Source organism: Dysgonomonadaceae bacterium zrk40 (genome assembly GCA_016916535.1).
Lineage (GTDB): Bacteria > Bacteroidota > Bacteroidia > Bacteroidales > Dysgonomonadaceae > Proteiniphilum.
On sequence record CP070276.1, the window covers coordinates 2,273,397 to 2,292,985 of the forward strand.

Consider the following 19,589-nt stretch of genomic DNA (forward strand, 5'->3'; position numbering starts at 1 on the left):
GTCTATGTGTGCCACCTTTTTCGGTTCAAACCGTGCCACTTTTTACGGTTCGATTTGTGCCACTTTGAAAAGATCAAGTTATCTTGTCCCTAAAAAAGGGATGCGGTATGGCAAATAAACTTGATCCTATGGATATAAAACAAATTTTAGTCTTAATCAAAGACGGTTTTAGTAACCGCAAGATTGGTGCTACACTTGGTATATCTCGTAATACCGTTAACAGCTATGTACAACAGTTTAAATCAAGTGGTTACAGCATTAGCGAGCTTTTAAACTTTGAAGAGACTCGTTTAAACGAACTCTTCACCAGTAAAACTACTATCGACACTTCCCGGCATGATGATTTAATGTGCTATATTGAGCGCATCAAAGCAGCCCGGAGTCATCCCGGTTTTACTTTTCAGTACCATTATAATGAGTATGTAAATAATGTAAGCAACCCCTACAGCTACACTCAGTTCTTGGAGCACTTCCACCGTAAAAACAGTAAAGTAAAAGGTTCAATGAAGCTTGAGCATATTGCAGGCCATGAGATGTTCGTTGACTTTGCCGGTAAAAGGCTTGAGATAGTAGATAAAGATACGGGTGAGATCAAACAGATTGAAGTCTTCGTATCAATTTTACCCTGTAGTCAATATACTTATGTTGAAGCCTGTGCCACACAGAACCGTAATGATTTTATAAGTTGCTGTAAAAACGCATTACACTTTTATGGCGGTGTTCCAAAGGCAATCGTATCTGACAATCTAAAGTCTGCCGTTACAAGAGCCAGCAAACATGAAGCAGTTATTAACCGCTGCTTCAAAGACTTTGCCAGTTATTACGGTTGTGTTATTAACCCCACAAGAGTGTATGCTCCACAGGATAAAGCATTAGTAGAAAATGCTGTACACCTTACTTATCAAAGAATCTATTACCCTCTTCGAGAAATGACATTCTTCTCGATAGAAGAGCTCAACAGGGAGATCAGGCGATTGCTTACAGAATACAACAAACTGCTCTTTAAGCGTAAAGAGGCCAGCAGACTGGAACTGTTCCAGACAATAGAGCGAGGCTATCTGAAGCCATTACCCGGCGAGCAGTACGAGATAAAAGAGTACCGCAGGGCAAAGGTTCAGAAAATGGGATATGTATATTTTTCACCCGATAAGAGTTATTATAGTGTACCATACCGCTATATAGGCAAACAAACGCAAATACATTATACACAGAAACATATAGAGGTTTACTACAATCATCAGCGCATAGCCATACATCAAAGGAATCACTCAACAGGCAGCTATAACACTAACTCAGATCACCTGAGCAGTACGCATCAATCATACCTGGGTTGGAATCCGGATTACTTTAAGAATAAAGCTGCAGCGCATGGTGAGCATGTTGTCAGCTGTGTAGAACATATACTTGCATCTGTAGATTATCCCGAGATTGGTTACAAGCGTGTAACCGGTCTTTTACAACTCCATAAAGCATATGGCTCAGAAAGATTAAACAGGGCCTGTAAAATGGCTTTAAATGCCGGGATACCATCATATACCCGAATCAAAAACATCCTGAAGAATAACATGGATAAAGCATTAATCTCATATAATGAATCCGATAGTGCACAGTCGCACATACCGCTGCATCATAATATAAGGGGAGCATCATCCTACAGTTAAGCAAATTAGTTAATTATAAACCTATAATAATGAACAACAATCAAACAGTCGAAAGATTAAAACAAATGAGGCTCGGAGCGATGGCTTCATTGCATTATCAGCATATCAAGGACAACAGGATAGAGAATGTCACAGCTGATGAATACCTTGCATTGCTTACAGATCATCAATGGGAAGAACGATTGAATAATAAAATAGAGCGTCTTATCAAACAGGCCGGCTTCAGAGAACAGGCCAGTGTAGCGGATGTTGAATACAATCAGCAACGCAATCTGGATAAAAACATGTTTACCCGTCTGGCCACTCTGGACTTTATTAAACGAAAAGAAAACATCATAATAACTGGAGCATCCGGTACGGGCAAAAGCTATCTTGCTCAAGCTTTGGGATATCAGTCCTGTTTAATGGAATACAAAGTGTTATATGCAAACACCGCCAAACTTATCGGCAGACTCAAACTCAGTAAAATAGACGGCACTTACCTGAAGGAGCTGTCAAAACTAATAAAAGCAGATATACTTATCTTAGACGACTTTGGGCTGCATGCCTTTGACAATCAATCCAGGGAGATATTACTGGATATTATTGACGAGAGGCATAATCAGGCATCAACTATATTATCCTCACAAATACCGGTATCAGCCTGGTATGATCTGATTGGGGAGCAAACAATAGCAGATGCTGTCCTGGACAGGATAGTAAACTCATCACACAGAATAATACTTAAAGGTGAGTCCCTTAGGAAAGGAAAAATAAGTACAACTGAATAAAATTATTAACTTTGCCAATGATCTTTCAAATAGGTAAAAACTATGAATTATAGTGGCACGGTTTGACCGAAAAGAGTGGCACTATCAGACCGAAATACACAGTTGAGGCATCATCACCCTTACGGTATCATCTGTGCAGTATCTCAATCCTGCTTCTGAGGCTTTAGCATGATGCCCAACTCGTCGAGCTGTTCCAACTCTACGTGGGAGGGCGCGTCGATCATCACATCGCGACCGCCGTTGTTCTTGGGGAAGGCAATGCAGTCGCGTATGCTGTCGAGTCCCGCGAAGATGGAGACAAAGCGGTCCAGTCCAAAGGCGATGCCACCGTGGGGTGGGGCGCCATACTGGAAGGCGTTCATCAGGAATCCGAACTGCTCCTGCGCTTTCTCCTCGGTGAAGCCGAGCACGGAGAACATCTTCTTCTGCAGAGCGCTGTCGTGGATACGAATTGAGCCTCCGCCAATCTCCACGCCGTTGATCACCAGGTCGTAGGCGTTGGCGCGTACGGCTGCCGGGTCGCTGTCGAGCAGGGCGATATCCTCCGGCTTGGGAGAGGTGAAGGGGTGGTGCTTCGCGAAGAAGCGGTTCAGCTCCTCATCCTTCTCCAGCAAGGGGAAGTCCACCACCCAGAGGCAGCGGTAGTTGTTTTTGTCGCGCAGCCCCAGGCGCGATCCCATCTCAAGGCGCAGCTCCGAGAGTTGCTTCTGTGTCTTCTCTGTCTCGCCGGCCATCACCAGGATCAGGTCGCCCGGCTTGGCGTTGCAGCGGTCTGCCCACTGTTTCAAGTCTGCTTCACTGAAGAACTTGTCGACCGATGATTTGAGCGACCCATCCTCGTTGTAGCGGAGGTAGATCAGCCCCTTGGCGCCCACCTGCGGGCGTTTCACGAAGTCGGTCAGCTCATCCAGCTGCTTGCGGGTATAGGCGGCGCACCCCTCGGCGCAGATGGCACCCACATATTCCGCGGCGTCGAACACCCCGAAGTCGTGCCCCGTGGTGAGGTCCTTCATCTCGATGAAGCTCATCCCGAAGCGGGTGTCCGGCTTGTCGGAGCCGTAGAGGCGCATGGCGTCGGCATAGCTGATGCGTGGAAAGTCGGGGATCTCGATTCCCTTGATGGTGCGGAAGAGATGTTTTGTAAGTCCTTCGAAGGTGGAGAGCACATCCTCCTGGTCCACGAACGACATCTCGCAGTCTATCTGTGTGAACTCCGGCTGGCGGTCCGCCCTGAGGTCCTCGTCGCGGAAGCACTTCACGATCTGGAAGTAACGGTCGAAGCCGGATACCATGAGCAGCTGCTTGAAGAGCTGGGGCGACTGTGGCAGGGCATAGAACTCGCCCTGGTTCATCCGTGAGGGGACGATGAAGTCGCGCGCACCCTCGGGTGTAGAGCCGATCAGCACCGGCGTCTCCACCTCCAGGAAGGCCCGCTCGTCGAGGTAGCGGCGTGTTTCGAACGCCATCTTGTGGCGCAGCTCCAGGTTCCGGCGCACCACGTTGCGGCGCAGGTCCAGGTAGCGGTATTTCATGCGCAGCTCATCACCGCCGTCGGTCTCGGTCTCGATGGTGAAGGGCGGCGTCTTGGAGGCGTTGAGCACCTTGAGTGAGGAGGCGATGATCTCGATCTCGCCGGTGGGGATGTTGGCGTTCTTGCTGGAGCGCTCCTGCACCTTTCCGGTCACCTGAATCACCCACTCACGTCCCAGCCTGTTGGCCTGGTCGCAGAGGGAGGCGTCCACCTCCTGGTTGAAAGAGAGCTGCGTGATGCCATAGCGGTCGCGCAAGTCGATGAAAGTCATCCCGCCCATCTTCCGGATGTGGGATACCCAACCCGATAAAGTTACTTCCCTGTTTGCATCGGCCAGCCGCAACTCGCCGCACGTGCTGTTTCTGTACATAAATGATTTCTGTTATGTTACGTTTAATTTTCAACCAACAAAGGTACATAATTCTTGTGGGAAATGAATGTTGTGAGAAAAAAAGCAGTGAAGTTTTGATTCACAACGAAAATAATCTTATCTTTGCGCCCGTCTTTTGAGAAGAAGACCAATCGGGGTGTAGCGCAGTCCGGTTAGCGCACCTGCTTTGGGAGCAGGGGGTCGCGAGTTCGAATCCCGCCACCCCGACATTCAAAATCAAACACCTATCTGAAATTTCAGGTAGGTGTTTTTTTGCATTGTGTTCCCGGCTCATTGATCTGTTTCGCAACCTTGCAACTAAAATAATGGTCGACTATTCGGCTATACCAAAGCAAGACATCGGCCTCTGCCCCTCCAATATTTTTTGGAGTGGCTTTGGAGTGGATTTGGAGGGATATGGGAGAGGCACCAGTCCAGTCCTTGCCGAGTCTTTTTTGTAAAGTCCTGAAAAGGGTTATACCATGTGTGTGTAGAGTCGATATTCCCTGCATTCAAACAAGTGCACTCCCATTAAACATCGCTTTCTCATGGTAATCGTTTAACGTTCACTTGTATGTGGTCGGGCGGGATTTCGAAGAGAATCCTATCAGACCAGCAGGAAAGTAGGCAAAAGGTCTGATTTCTCAGACCGTTACCCGCCCCGCCTGCCATATACAAATTGTGTGCGCCCTGCATGAGCAGAGCGCACCTGCTGCAAGCAACAGTAAAATTTCAAAATTACAAATAATTTTGGTTAAACAATGCTCTAAGCAGGTGTATTTTTCCAGAGGGTGTAAGTCCCTTATGCACGGGGTCGTGCCCGAAGCATTAGCAAGTCGCAAGCTGGTTGTTGGTGACGACAGCAGTGAAGGAAGCGAGACTGCAAAATCCGGTACTGACGAACAGAAACGGTATATGAGGCATAATTGTCCTGGGTAAGCAACCACATCATTGTAACGCCCAAAAGGTAGTTTGTGGACAGATATGTAGATACCGCAGGGATTGGAGGAAGGAAAAAGCTCTTACCGGGGGAGATCTCTAAGCAGTAAAATGTAATGAGAAGTCAGCCGAGGTCATAGTAATTACGGAAAACGAGCCGGCAAGTGATAGAAATCCAGAGAGTCGGAGGTCTCACGAACGTAATGAAGGACTGAACGTTAAGAAGTTTTTAATGCGACATGGATTTTCAGCAATGAAATAGCCTGTAGCAAGCGAAACAGGGCAAGAGAAGATGATTAAATTAGCAAACAAAAACGAAATGGAATTGATCGAGCAAGTGATTAACCGTCACAACATGATGCGTGCATTGCAACAGGTCAGGCAGAACAAAGGTTCGGCAGGAGTTGACCGGATGCCTGTAAGCGAACTATACGACCACCTGACAAAGAACAGGGAAAGTATAGGGCAATCATTGTTAAATGGCACTTACCTGCCACAACCCATTTTGGGGGTAGAGATACCCAAGGGAAATGGGAAGACACGTCTTTTAGGTGTGCCTACCGTGGTTGACCGAATGCTTCAACAAGCCGTAGGGCAAGTTTTAGCCAACCGGTTCGAAATGGAATTTGAGGATTACAGTTATGGATTTCGCCCGAATAAGAATGCCCTGCAAGCGGTACTCAAAGCATTGGAGTATATAAACAATGGTTATCAGGATATAGTAGACATTGACCTGAAGAGCTTCTTTGACGAAGTAGACCACTGCATTTTGCTGCAATTGTTGTATCGCAAGGTAAAATGCCCGCTTACGCTGCGTCTTATCCGCAAATGGCTGCGAGCGCCGATTTTAATCAACGGGAAGTTAGTCAAACGCCGAAAAGGAGTACCACAGGGCAGTCCGCTGAGCCCGATTCTCTCCAATATCATGTTAGATGAATTGGATAAAGAATTAGACAGACGTGGATTAAAGTCTGTCCGCTATGCTGACGACTTTAGCATTTATTGCAAAAGCCAATGGCAAGCCCGCAAAACAGGCAACGAGATCTTTCTCTTTCTAAAGAGTAAACTACACCTGCCTATTAATCGGGAGAAAAGTGGAATCCGTCGCCCCGTAAACTTTTCGCTATTAGGATATGGTTTTGTGCCCACTTACAAAAAGGGGGAAAAAGGCAAATACCAGCTGGTGGTAAGCGGCAAAGGATGGAAAAACCTGAAACTAAAACTCAAAGCCATCACCCGAAAAACCACACCCGCCAGTTTCGATGAGCGTATCCACAAACTGAAAGAAGTACAGCGAGGCTGGCTTCAATACTACCGCATGGCAAGTATCCAGGAAAAACTCAAAGATGTGGATGGGTGGGTGCGTAACCGGTTACGTTGCTGTATCTGGAAACAATGGAAGAAATCCGAACGAAGACGGAAAAACCTGATACGTTTGGGCGTTGACCTTGAACACGCATACAGCCACAGCCGTAGCCGAATGGGTACATGGGCGGTCGCCTGTAGCCCTATTTTGAAAACCACCATCACGGTGGAACGTCTGCAACAACGCGGTTACGAACCTATGTTTACTTATTATCAGAAAATTGCTCCATTTCTTAACGAACCGCTGTATACGTGAACCGTACGTACAGTGGTGTGAGAGGCTCTCCCCGTCAGCCAAGGCTGGCGGGGCAGTCTACTCGATTACCAGCTGGCGTTTTTTTTAATTTTTTGTATTACCTCGTTTTTAGTGCCTCAACCTCATTCAACTTGTTGTTTTCTCCATGCATTTAATACAGGGTTGAATTCTATTTTTTCATATGGCGAATTCCATTCCTTGTAAAATGAAGTGTCATCGCTGTTTGGTGTTGGATCAGGTTTGCGTATTTTAATTCTGGTCGGCATGATTACTGAATCGCCTAATAGAGTACATTCACCTCTTCTTAGATTTGAAAACATACTTACAATCCCTCTAATTGAATCAGGCAATAAACTTTTTACATACGATTGATCTTCGGGATTTGAAATTCTCATGCAAAGAAATGAATTGCACTGTGATAAAATTGTAGCTGAAACTTCTCTAGGTCTTTGACTTATTACAGTCAAACTTATTCCATATTTTCTTCCTTCTTTTGCAATTCTCTCGGCTGATAATCTTGCGGCTTCTGAATTTGGGTCTTTGTCATTAAAGTATATATGTGCTTCGTCGCAAAATACAGAAATTGGATAAGCTTTTAAATTCACTTTCTTATACCAATAAGCAAAATCAAACATACATCTTAGGATTAAGGATATTATCGAATTTCGAACATCAAATGGGATTGAACTTAGGTCTATAACAACTATTTTCTTGGGATTTGATTCTTCACCTAAAATTTTACGAAAAAGTCCTTCCATTGAAGCCGATGTATTATATGTGACAGGATTAAATATCAAGTCATATCTTTTGTCATTCAGTCTTGAATCAATTCTCATTAATAGACGAGTAAAATCACCATTTAGCGGACCTTTTATCAATCTTCCAGCAGTTGCTCCGGGGACCATTTGAACATCTAACCGTCTAAATTCATCAATAATATTAGTAAAGTCAAAATGGACAGGCGTATCAATAGTAATTTTAGGAATATCTAATGTTTGGTTTTCAGCGTGATTTTCTTTTGCAGCTTGAAGTAACTCTTTAAATTTCGCTATCTGGTTTGGTGCAGCAGATTCTGCTCTATCCACCATTAATCCTAAAAGTTCATCACTTTTCATAAGCCAATAAGGAAATTCTAAATCACCCGCATTTATATATTCTGCATAGTCGCCAAAAGCTGTTTTATATTCTCCATGAAGATCAAAAAGTACAACTGTAGATTTAGGAAATGTAGAAATACTTTGAAGTAAAGAAGCTACAGTCCACGATTTTCCGCCACCTGTTTGTCCTAACACGGCTGCGTGTCTTGAAAGAAATGAATCAAGATTAATTTTTGCTTCTTGATCTTTAAGTAAAGAGAGTTCACCAATTGAAAAATTTCCTTCTGCAAACGATTCATAGACTTTATCAATTACATCTGGCAAAACTGCAAATACATCGTTGTTTACTGTCGGGAGAAGGTCTGTTCCCCTTTCAAACTTTCCAGAAGTATCTATTGTTCCGACAGGAATTACAGAAATAATTCTAAGCGGACTTTGAATTAGATATTCATTAGAATTTTCTGCTTTTTTAATCTCGCCATTTAATGTGGATACTTCTTTCATTGAAATATCAGTAATCATTGAAAGTAAAGTTCCATTTGGAATTGCAACCAAAACAAATGTGCCAGGTTGACCAATCAAAACAGGTGTTGGCCCAATTGGTGTATCAATTATTACGTTCATGTTATCTGGTACACCGTAAACCGTTTCATCAGAATCTGAAAAATTATAAAGAGATATATCAATCAGGTCAGATGAGACGTTAATAACTTTTCCAATTTTGTATTCTGCCATATTATATTGGTTATTAATTAAATAATTCGATAAATTTTTTGAAATCCCAAAGGTCAAAGATGCCGTCTGTATCTTTTCCATTATAATGTAATTTATTGCTAACCATATAATGAAAACTTGGATTGTCTTTTAATTGTATGATCTCGGGAGTTTCATCTTTAGACAATGCAAAAACTCGAATTGAGTTATCTCGAAGTTTAGAGCTAAAAAGAATGTCGTTTATATGTTTATCACGATAACTATATCCACATGAAACAATAAATTTACATTGCTTTCCAATAACTGATGACGCATATCTGAAAAGCTTATCGTAGGGGGATTCAAGAGTTTCAATAACCTTTGTCCTTTTGGGTAAAATCATACATCTATTTTCCGTTTTTTCAGGTGAAAATGATTCAATAATGTTATTACTCTCTTTGAACCAAGATGTTGAACCATGCAGCTTAATCAGATTAATGTGTGGTTCATTAAGTTGTTCAAATGTCCTATTTGGTTTTATTTTGCCATAAGTAAGTTCTAGCCTTTCAATATCAAAAAACCTTTGGGCTATTCCTTCAAATCCATTGAATATTGGAATTTTTACGATAGATGCAGCAAATTCGAATAACAAATCATAATTAGTTGTAAAAATCCAAACCGATTCATTCCTATGTTGCATGCGTTTTTTTAATCCATTTAGAAAATTTACATGCCATTCAAGATTAGGATTAGCAATTTCACTTATTACACTAACAATTTGTTTTCTAATGGAATCAATTAACAAATTGACTCCGGCATAGCCACCTCTTGCTTTTGCTTGATTTAATTTGTCTGAAATTATTTCAATATCAGGTTCTCCTTTAGAAACATTAAGATTAAGTCCTTCTGCTTTAAGGATCTTCTCAATCAACTTAATTTCAGTAGAATTAAGTTTTTCTAATACGTCAATTGTTAATTGATAAGTCAATGGATAACCAGCAGCATATGAAGACCCAGCTCCAAAAAAGAAACCTATTTGACTTAACCCTGTATTTGAATTAGGAAATAAATCAGAAAGTGTAATATCTATAGTTTAAATTTTTCCAAGCCGTTTCAATTCCCAAAAACATTTTGCAGTAGCATTAATATCAACTGCAGCATTATGAGCTTCCTCAAAACCAGTTCTAAAAAGTTTATAATGCAATTCAGAAAGTTTAGGCCATTTATAACCATAAGGTCCTTCGATTGCGCAAAAATTAGTCGTGCTTTGCATTGTACAAATCTTTCTTTTAGGTGCTACACCATCGGACATTTTATTTCTCAAAAATTCAGCACCAACAATTTTTTCATCAAAACTCATATTGTGTGCAACCAAATATTCTGCTTGTTCTATCATAGATTGAAATTTTTGCAAAACATCTATTAATGGTTTTCCTTCTCTAATAGCACGTTCTGTTGAAATGCCGTGAATACGAGAAGTTTCTATAGGTATTGTAAAACCCTCTGGTTTAACAATATAATCTCCGGCAGAAATTTTATTCCCGTTTTTATCGTAAAATAAATAAGCTAATTGAACAAGTCTAGGCCAATTGTTCAAATCTGTTACAGGTGCTTTCCAGTTTCTTGGAAGTCCAGTTGTTTCGGTGTCAAAAAATAGGTACATAGTGATAGTATTTAGTATGTTGATTTTTCTTTTTTCACGCTTGCTGGTAACGTTTCGGCGCTTGGCGCAGTGGCGGATTTCGGAGCACAAAACTGTCAATACACCACAAAAGTTGATGCGAGCTAGAATGTTCAATTAACCACTACACCCGCCATTGAGCCAAACGCCTGTTGGCTGCTGGGCTTCTTGTCATCCGAGTATTTTTTTAATTCTTGCCTTAATATTTTCATAGGTTGAGTTTAGTCGCTGCTTAGCGTTTTGCGTTAACAAAGCAGTATGAGCCATTGCATCACGGATAGGCTTATATTCCTTTGCATCCCTTGATAGTCCTGCTTGTTTTAAAGGGTCAACTTTTTCAATTAAGTTGGCTAAGTTGTCCATATCCAAGTAAACGAGGTCTTCTTTGGACTGTCGCAAGTCAAAGCTAATGTTTGCAGTATTTTTATTTGCTTCTTCTTTGTCTCTCCATTTCTTGCTTTCTGAAATCGCTTCTGGTGATAAAGGAACAGGTTTGTGATTTATATAATTACGAAGTAGGTTTTCACTAATAAAACATTCTGCATAAGTTGTAACATTAAATTCAGCGTCTTTACTTAGGCTTTCAAGCCATTCGTCAACTTTACTTCGATAAATTGATTCTTTGGTTGGAACGAATTCGTCTGAGATTGTATTTACTAATTCTTTTGACTTTCTTTCTTTTTTGGTCATTCGAGTTGTATTCTCTGAATCACCATCTTGTCTTAATTCTACCCGCCAATTATCCCAATCTTCTATAATTCTTTTCATTATATTGTCTTTTAGTTCACTGAGTAGTGATTGAAAAAGAGGATCATCAGAAATTACTCCTTCGCGACTACTTGTAAACCTGTCTTTTTCACCATCTAAACTATTAAAGTGAATCTGCCCATAAGTATAGCTTTCAACTATTCGTGTTGTTGGTATATGTTTTAGTAAGTTGGTTTCTCTTAATCTTCCATTTACATATAAATCTAAAGTCACTTTTTCTTGTGTGTTCCTAATTTTCAAATATTCAGGTTTTTTTACAGAAGCTATAAAACCACTAATATTTAATGGTGATGTAAGCTTTTCATATCTTTTTATATGTTCAAGGGTTGGCGAAACTTTCTCTTTTAAATATGGGTCTTCAATCGAATTTATTTGCCAAACAAATTGAGTGCTTTGTGATAAATCATTTAATTCATTCAAGGTAATCGGGTCATCATTGAGAGATATTTTAAAAGAATCGTCAATTAGTGAGAATCTGAAAAACAGAGCAATAAGTTTTCTGATGTATTCAATTCTATTTTTAATCCCATCGTTTATGTCTTCAAAATAGATAATCGTTCCCTTTTTAAAATCATCAAGGTGTTTTCCAAAGAGTTCGGTATTTACAGTTTCTAATGGATATTGTTGTGGAGTTAAATCATCGTGTATAGCATTATCTAACCCTGAATTATCAATCACTCCCCCAACAAATTCAGTTTCCGCTGTCTTTGATAATATATGAATCCTTTTTGCACAAGATAATAGGGCAAGTTTTCCAATGCCTTTTCGTCCAATGAAAGGTCTATGTAAGTTTGTCTTATCCGCTCCATCTTTTCGTTTTGAGTAACCGATTTTCAGAAACTTGTTTTGAAAATCATCTGATGTCATCCCGTCACCATTATCCTTTATAATTAGGTGATTGTTTTCCCTGTCAATATATATCCAAACATTTTTAGCATCAGCATCCCAAGAATTTGAAATTGCTTCTCCAAGAACTGTAATAAAGTTTCGGTATAAGTTCCGCCCCAAGTGGTTGAGAACGCTCAATGATATATTGAAGGTAAAATTATCCATTGCTGATTTCGTTTAAATGTTTGATTATGCTCTTTCCAATGGCTAAACCAAGATTGACTGGAACTGCATTACCTATATGTGTGCCGATGCGTGTTAGCATAACTTCTTGACTTTTATCAACAAACTTATACTTCGGAGGAAAACTTTGAAGAATTGATGCTTCACGAATGGTCAATGCTCTGTCCTGTTCAGGATGACCAAACCGACCTGTTCCATAGTTGTAAAATTGTGTTGTAATAGTCGGTGCAGGTTCGTCCCACGACATTCTACCATAAACAGCTTTATATGTTTTTCCTGATTCTTTTTTATGGCACTCCAACCAAAGATTTGCATCCCAATCTTCCCAAGTTCCGTTAGGAACAGACGCCCTGATTCTTTGTAAGTTGATGTCTGTTAGCTTAGTGGTGAAGTGAAGTTTATCTTTTTCACTTATTTCGCCACATTCAATTGGCTCCAAATGTGAAATGGCATCTCGAACGGTTTTGTATTTTTCTTTTTTATGGGTAGGGGCAATTAAATTTAACTCACCGAAACGAGAAGCAAGTAATACCAATCGTCTTCTCTTTTGAGGAATACCATAGTCAGGGCAATAGACATTCTGATATTTAACATTGTATTTTAATTCTTCAAGTTGACCCACAAAGTCTCTAAACACTTGTTTGTTTGAAAGATTTGTAACATTCTCCATTGAAATAATGTCTGGTGTGGTTTCTCTTACCAATCGGATAAACTCTTTTAAAAGATTCCACTTATCTCCTTGTTCTTTGTCTTGGTCTTTTACTTTGTTTGCGTGAGTGGAAAATGGCTGACAAGGAGCGCAACCCACTAAAATTTTCACTTCATCATCCTGCCAATATTTTTGGATTTGTTCACCTGTTATTTCCGTAATGTCCGCTCCAATAAATTCAGCTTTGTTATTTACTTCATATGCGTATTTACAACTTGTGTCAAGGTCTATGCCCGCTCTTACTTTTATCCCTGATTTTATAAGTCCGTGAGTCAGTCCACCCACTCCGCAAAATAAGTCAACCCCCGAAACTTTCGGCAGATTTTGCTTTCTCTTTGTCGGTTTCATTATCTTTTTCTTTGTTGTCATATTCTTATTAAATGTCACAATTATAGTGAATTGTTGGGTTTGTTAGCCTTGCAGCCAACATTTGTGTATACGCAATACAATTGCGTATATATTTCATATATACTCCCTCCTTGTTTTTCTAATAAACTAATTCCTAGAGTTATATAAAAAGTTGTATGTTTAAATGCAATTGCGCATACATAACTTATTGATTGAGTATAATATGTCGTTTTTCTTAAATATCAGGGTTATCCAATGGATTTCATATCCCAAGCCAGTGTTTAGCAAAAGAATGACGCAACGAATGTACAGAAATATTTTTATGAATCCCAACTTTCTTTAAAGAGATTTTTAGTATGTTCTGAACACTTCTGATTGAATATTGCCCCCCATTTGATCCCTCAAACAAACAATCTTTTGGTTGGTATTCCTTGATATATAACCGCAAAGTATCCAATGTCTTATTTCCTAATAGAGTGTATCGGTTCTTTTTTTCTTTTCCAAATAACGCAGTGGGGATAAAAGAGGTGTTGCTTGCTTAATGATTCCAAAATTGGTATTGTGTGTAACTTTTACCTTTTTTGTTTATCTTTACGCCTTTCAAAACCGAGAGAAACAACAATTGATGATTTAATATTTTTTTGATTTCCATGAAACGACTGACTTTTTTACCCTTTTTACTCCTTTTTTTCGCAGCCGGTAATCATGCCAAGGCGCAACAACTGACCCTCAATGAGCTGGAATATTTTGAAAAACAGGGTGTCAACGTGCTGGTATACAGTAACCTTTTTACCGGTGGCTTCAACGATGAGAAAAATGCAGGCATCGAACTGATTCACCATGGCGTGCGCACGGCACAGGGTGGTGCGGTACGCCTTTCCAATACCCCGGAACAGTGGGACCTGGTGCCGGAGATTCCCACCAGGAAGGTGGATCCTGCAACCAAAAGCATTGAATCGTTGCTGCGGTATGAGGAGTACGACTTCGATTCGCGCGTGGTGGTCACCGCGAAAGGCAACGGGGTGGAGATCTCGGTATGGCTCGATGAGCCGCTCCCGGAAGAGCTGGTGGGAAAAGCGGGCTTTAACCTGGAGTTCCTCCCTTCTCAATACTGGGCAAAAGCATTTCTGATGGATGGTAGGCCCAACCGCTTCCCGCGCTACACCGTGGGCAACACGGTGACACGTCCCAACAGCGAGAAGACGAAACAGTTCAAGGGATATGTCACCTCTGACGACCGCGGTACAGGCCAGTTCATCGATCCCCTCCCGCTCGAATCGGGACGCTCCATGCTGCTGGCTCCCGATGCCCCCGAGCGGATGGTGAAAATCACCTCACACGATGCGGACCTGATGTTGTTCGATGGCCGCATATTGGCACAGAACGGCTGGTTCGTGGTACGCAGCCTCCTGCCGGCCGGCAAAACGGGCAAGGTGCTGACCTGGACGGTGGAGCCCAATGCCGTGGAGGGCTGGGTGCGGGAACCCAACATCGGTTTCTCACAGGTGGGATACATCCCTGAGCAACCTAAAATATCGGTGATTGAACTGGACAAGAAGGACAAGCCGCTCGAAACCGCTTCGATCTACAGGATTGGAGAGGATGGCAATGCCTCCGAGGTGTTCACCGGCAAGATCACTCCCTGGGGCGACTACTTCAAGTATCACTACGTGAAGTTCGATTTCTCTGCGGTCAACACGCCCGGAATCTACTACATTCGCTACGGCGACTGCATCACTAACAACTTCATCATCGAAGAGAATGTCTACGACCAGATCACCGATGCCACAAGCGATATCTGGATCCCGATACACATGAACCACATGTACGTGAACCAGGCTTACAGGGTGTGGCACGGGGAGCCTTTCAAGGAGGGTTACCTGCAGGCACCGCCCAACACCGATCACTTCGACCTGCACGGACAGGGTCCCACCACCGATACGAAGTACAAGGCGCTGGAGCTGATCCCCGGACTGAACGTGGGGGGCTTCTTCGACGCGGGTGATTTTGACATCGAGACCGGATCGAACATCAACGTGGTGCAGAACTTCGTGCACACCTGGGAATATTTCAAGCCGTTACGCGACCAGACCTTTGTCGATCACACGCAACGCTATGTGGACCTGCACCGCCCCGACGGGACCCCCGACATGCTGCAGTTCATTGAGCATGGTACCATGCAGCTGGTGGCGCAGGCGGAAATCATCGGTCACATGGCGCAAACGCTCTCCAACGCGGTGCTGGATAACTACCACCACCTGGGCGACGCGGCCTCCATCACCGACGGCCTTCCCTACAACCCGGAGCTGGGTCCCTACGAGGTGGCCGCCGACGGTCGCTCCAGTGGTGTGAAGGATGATATGTGGGCCTTCACCAGCCGCAACCCGGGTCTCGACCTCAGGGCGGCTACAATGTTCGCCGCTGCCAGCAGGGCGCTGAAAGGTTACAACGACGACCTGTCGGAAAGGGCATTGGTGCAATCGAAACGACTGCTGAAAGAGGCTACGGAACTGCTTGAAGAGAGACCTGAACGGCAGGGGCGCCGCGGCTTTGAACCATTTGACATCGGCTCCTACCTGCAACTTTATATCTCCACCGGTGAGCAATCGTATCTCGATCGTTTCCAAGAGCTGCTTTGGCCGGCACTCGACAGAAATGTCAACTTCCAGATACTGACGGCCCTTAATGCCATCCCTCACCTGGATGCATCCTACAAGGAGAAACTGCGTCCCTACGTGGCAAAATACAAGGATTACATCGACGAACTGGAACAGGACAACCCCTACGGATTGCCCATCGGCCTGGCTAACTGGGCCGGGGGAGGTGCCGTGGTTAACTACGGAACCACCCTCTGCATTGCCAACGAGTTCTATCCAGAGCTGATCGACAAAAGCCATGCCTACAAGGTGGCCAGCTGGCTCTATGGATGCCATCCCTATCACAACTACTCACTGGTGGCCACCCTGGGTGCCACACGCCCCAAGGAGGTGTTCTACGGCAACAACAGGGCCGACTTCTCTTTCATCCCCGGCAACATGGCTCCCGGCATCCTCTTCCGGCAACCGGACCACTTTGAGAATTACGACGACTGGCCTTTCCTCTGGGGTCAGAACGAAGGGACCATCGCAGGCAACACCGGTTACCTGATCTTTGGCTCGGCCTTCAAGAACCTGGTGAAGGAATGATCCTGTTGTTGGGCTACTGAATAACTTCGGCGAAATCTTCCAGGTGCTCATCTACATATTGGGCAACCTGGAGGGTTTCCTCTTCCTCGAGATAGAAGAACTTCTCCTCCAGCTCATCGAACTGTTCAAAGTCGACATACATCGCCATGAACTCCTCCTCGCTGGTCTCCCGTTCAAGCTCCTCGCGATGGGCATCGTAGATCTCCTTCGCCTTGTAGAGGATCTTCGACATCCCCTTGGCGCCCATCTCTTTCAATGCCTTGGCCACCGGGTTGTTGAAGAGATAACCGCCGTAGCCGTTCTGGATGAGCTGCACGAAGCCTCCCTCGTTCACCTCTTCCGTGAAGAAGCGGTAGGCCAGCAGGGTGTGCTGGTAACCGTTCAGCAGCTCCATGTTCTCGGCCGTGATGTCGCCGCCAAGCAGCTCCAGGTAGGCGTCGGTGAACACTTTCAGGAACTCATCCATCCCCTTCTCCGCCGCTGCAATGATCTGCTTTTCCTCTATCTGTACCATCCCATAAAAGTTTAATTTGTTGTTGAAACAAAAGTAGCTGTTTTTTCCCAAATCTGCCTTCCGGCATGTCTTTATTCAGGAGAAAATGGCTACATTTGCGATGATAACTTTTTTAACGTTTGACAAGATGAAAATAAAACCTTTCCGGGGCGTACGGCCGCCCAGCACGATGGTCCGCGAGGTGGCCTCCCGACCCTATGATGTACTCAATTCAGAAGAGGCCCGCAGAGAGGCTGAAGGCAATGAGAAATCGCTCTACCACATCATCAAGCCGGAGATCGATTTCCCCGCAGGCAAGGATGAACACGACGAGGATGTCTACCTGAAAGCGGCGGAGAACTACCGTATGTTCTGCGACAAGGGATGGCTCCTGCAGGATGAGAAAGAGCTTTATTACGTCTATGCCCAGACCATGAACGGCAAAAGGCAGTATGGCCTTGTGGTGGCTGCCGCCGTGGAGGATTACATGAGCGGGAAGATCAAGAAGCATGAGCTGACACGGCGCGACAAGGAGGAGGACCGGATGAAGCATGTGCGGGTGAACGATGCGAACATCGAGCCGGTCTTCTTCGCTTACCCGGAAAACAACGAGGTCAACGCCATCGTGGAGTGGGTCTCTGCCACTGCACCGGAATATGATTTTGTTTCTGTTGATGGTGTGGGACACCACTTCTGGCTGGTAACGGAGGAGCAAGACATCCGCCGCATCACCGAGCTCTTCGCCGCCATGCCGGCCATGTACATCGCCGACGGTCATCACCGTTCCGCCGCCGCCGCACTGGTGGGTGCCGAGAAGGCGAAAAACAACCCCGACCACCGGGGCGATGAGGAGTACAACTACTTCATGGCGGTTTGCTTCCCCGACAACCAGCTCACCATCATCGATTACAACCGGGTGGTGAAGGATCTCAACGGACTCACACCCGATCAGTTCCTGACGCGGCTGGAGAAAAACTTCACGGTGGAGCCCACCGGATCAGAGATACAGAAGCCGAAGCAGCTGCACAACTTCTCAATCTACCTCGACGGACGCTCATACAGCGTTACCGCCAAGCCGGGCACTTACGACGACGGCGACCCCATTGGCCAGCTCGACGTCACCATCACCTCCGGCCTCATCCTCGATGAGATCCTTGGCATCAAGGACCTGCGCAGCGACAAGCGGATCGACTTCGTGGGAGGTATCCGGGGACTGGGAGAACTCAAACAACGGGTCGACAGCGGTGAGATGGCCCTGGCCATTGCCCTCTACCCCGTATCGATGAAGCAGCTGATGGACATCGCCGACACCGGCAACATCATGCCGCCCAAGACCACCTGGTTTGAGCCGAAGCTGCGCTCAGGACTGGTGATCCACAACCTGCACTGATGGACCTCCTGCAGCAGATCCGTCTCCTGACGGAGCAACTCTTCCCGGAGGTGGTTGGTCATTACCGCCACCTCCACAGCCATCCCGAGCTCTCCTACCGGGAGCAGGAGACGGCTGCATACATCGCCGCCTTCCTGCAAAAGGAGGGGATCTCATTCCGGAGCGGAATCGGCGGCTACGGTATTGTGGCTGAGGTGAAGGGGGAGAAGGAGTTGTCGGAGAGCTGCATCGCCTTCGTGGCCGACATGGATGCGCTGCCGGTGCAGGAGGAGAACGATGTCTCCTACCGGTCGCTGAACGAGGGGGTGATGCACGCCTGCGGCCATGATGCTCAGGCGGCTGCACTGATGGGTGCGGTGAAGATGCTCCACTCGCTGCGCCAACATTTTGCCGGCACGCTGCTCTTCGTCTTCCAGCCGGGTGAGGAGCAATCGCCCGGGGGTGCTTCCCTGATGTTGCGCGACAATCTCTTCGGGGCTTACAACCCCTGCATGATAATTAAACAGCATGCCTACATTGACCTGCCGGCCGGACATGTGGCCTTTCAGAGCGGCACGGTGATGGCCTCGGCCGACGAGGTGCACCTCACCGTGAAGGGTCAGGGTGGACATGGTGCCCTCCCGCACGAGCTGAACGACAACGTGCTGGCCGCCTCGCAGATTGTGGTGGCCATGCAGCAGCTGGCCAGTCGCAGGAGCAATCCCTTCCATCCCATCGTACTCTCCTTTGGGCGTTTCATTGCTGCCGGTGCCACCAACGTGATCCCACCGGAGGTGACACTCGCCGGCTCCCTGCGCTGCATGAACGAGGAGGAGCGGCGGAAGATGCTTGGGTTGATCCCGCAAATCGCTTCCGACACTGCAGCAGCCTACGGCTGCCGGTGTGAGGCAGTGCTGCCGGAAGGGTATCCCTGCGTGATCAGTGACGAGACAGTCACCCGGGAGGTCAAAGTTGCGGCGGCTGAATGGCTGGGCGCAGAGCGGGTGGGGGAATACCCGCGACGGATGACAGCCGACGACTTCGGCTTCTTCACCCAACAATACCCTTGCTGCTATTACCGTTTCGGGGTGTCGCCAACAAACAAAAGATCAGGAGCCCTCCACTCCGGTAGCTTCCTCATCGACGAGGAGGCGCTGCGCACCGCCACCGGACTGCCTGCTGCCATAGCTTTAAAATGCTTAAAAATGGAGTGATTTGATTTGGTTGATGTTCAGAGATCCGAATATTTTACTATTTTTGCATAAAACAACCTATTTTACTGA

At 45.2% G+C, this 19,589-nt stretch carries 14 protein-coding genes and 1 tRNA gene; 7 read left to right on the top strand and 8 right to left on the bottom strand.

The features are described 5' to 3' along the window. The first annotated feature begins 107 nt into the window (after positions 1-107). Both istA and istB read left to right on the top strand, forming a co-directional pair. Complete coding sequence (istA, locus tag JS578_09555) at positions 108-1,661, top strand: IS21 family transposase (GenBank protein QRX63121.1); 1,554 nt, start codon at positions 108-110, stop codon at positions 1,659-1,661. Between the two features lie 29 nt (positions 1,662-1,690). Next, complete coding sequence (gene istB / locus JS578_09560; GenBank protein ID QRX63122.1) at positions 1,691-2,431, top strand: IS21-like element helper ATPase IstB; 741 nt, start codon at positions 1,691-1,693, stop codon at positions 2,429-2,431. Positions 2,432-2,574: 143 nt separating this feature from the next. Here istB and aspS read toward each other — a convergent pair whose 3' ends face one another. Further along, the gene (gene aspS, locus JS578_09565) at positions 2,575-4,332 is read right to left on the bottom strand and encodes an aspartate--tRNA ligase (GenBank protein ID QRX63123.1); all 1,758 of its coding nucleotides are present in this window, start codon (positions 4,330-4,332) and stop codon (positions 2,575-2,577) included. Positions 4,333-4,485: 153 nt separating this feature from the next. On the opposite strand from aspS, the gene JS578_09570 reads away from it, so the two are divergent. Together JS578_09570 and ltrA are read left to right on the top strand one after the other, a co-directional pair. Next, positions 4,486-4,560 (top strand) — tRNA-Pro (locus JS578_09570). A gap of 1,036 nt (positions 4,561-5,596) precedes the next feature. Continuing rightward, positions 5,597-6,892: a group II intron reverse transcriptase/maturase gene (gene ltrA / locus JS578_09575; protein ID QRX64979.1), complete on the top strand. Its 1,296-nt coding sequence runs from the start codon at positions 5,597-5,599 to the stop codon at positions 6,890-6,892. A gap of 122 nt (positions 6,893-7,014) precedes the next feature. Here the strand turns inward: ltrA and JS578_09580 are convergent, their stop codons facing one another. The 6 genes from JS578_09580 to JS578_09605 form a co-directional block, all read right to left on the bottom strand. Continuing rightward, on the bottom strand, positions 7,015-8,724 hold the full coding sequence (locus JS578_09580; protein QRX63124.1) for an ATP-binding protein: 1,710 nt from the start codon (positions 8,722-8,724) through the stop codon (positions 7,015-7,017). Between the two features lie 13 nt (positions 8,725-8,737). Then, positions 8,738-9,670 (bottom strand): SIR2 family protein, encoded by a 933-nt coding sequence (locus JS578_09585; protein QRX63125.1) that lies wholly within the window; start codon positions 9,668-9,670, stop codon positions 8,738-8,740. Between the two features lie 105 nt (positions 9,671-9,775). Further along, positions 9,776-10,345 carry a 3'-5' exonuclease gene (locus JS578_09590; protein QRX63126.1) on the bottom strand — a complete coding sequence of 190 codons (570 nt, stop codon included), beginning with the start codon at positions 10,343-10,345 and terminating at the stop codon, positions 9,776-9,778. 189 nt (positions 10,346-10,534) lie between these two features. Beyond that, positions 10,535-12,184 carry an ATP-binding protein gene (locus tag JS578_09595; GenBank protein QRX63127.1) on the bottom strand — a complete coding sequence of 550 codons (1,650 nt, stop codon included), beginning with the start codon at positions 12,182-12,184 and terminating at the stop codon, positions 10,535-10,537. Further along, on the bottom strand, positions 12,177-13,259 hold the full coding sequence (locus JS578_09600) for a DNA cytosine methyltransferase (GenBank protein QRX64980.1): 1,083 nt from the start codon (positions 13,257-13,259) through the stop codon (positions 12,177-12,179). The genes JS578_09595 and JS578_09600 overlap by 8 nt, the downstream gene beginning before the upstream one ends. 262 nt (positions 13,260-13,521) lie before the next feature. Then, positions 13,522-13,779, bottom strand: coding sequence for a tyrosine-type recombinase/integrase (locus tag JS578_09605; protein ID QRX64981.1), 258 nt, complete (start codon positions 13,777-13,779; stop codon positions 13,522-13,524). A gap of 130 nt (positions 13,780-13,909) precedes the next feature. Here JS578_09605 and JS578_09610 point away from each other — a divergent pair, with 130 nt between their 5' ends. Continuing rightward, positions 13,910-16,444, top strand: a complete 2,535-nt coding sequence (locus JS578_09610; protein ID QRX63128.1) for a glycoside hydrolase family 9 protein — start codon at positions 13,910-13,912, stop codon at positions 16,442-16,444. A gap of 13 nt (positions 16,445-16,457) precedes the next feature. Here the strand turns inward: JS578_09610 and JS578_09615 are convergent, their stop codons facing one another. Next, positions 16,458-16,958 (bottom strand): DMP19 family protein, encoded by a 501-nt coding sequence (locus JS578_09615; protein ID QRX63129.1) that lies wholly within the window; start codon positions 16,956-16,958, stop codon positions 16,458-16,460. Positions 16,959-17,085: 127 nt separating this feature from the next. Here JS578_09615 and JS578_09620 point away from each other — a divergent pair, with 127 nt between their 5' ends. After that, positions 17,086-18,327 carry a DUF1015 domain-containing protein gene (locus JS578_09620; GenBank protein QRX63130.1) on the top strand — a complete coding sequence of 414 codons (1,242 nt, stop codon included), beginning with the start codon at positions 17,086-17,088 and terminating at the stop codon, positions 18,325-18,327. Then, a complete protein-coding gene (locus JS578_09625; GenBank protein ID QRX63131.1) occupies positions 18,327-19,520 on the top strand; it encodes an amidohydrolase in 1,194 nt (397 codons plus the stop codon). Before JS578_09620 ends, JS578_09625 begins: the two co-directional genes overlap by 1 nt. Positions 19,521-19,589: the final 69 nt, after the last annotated feature.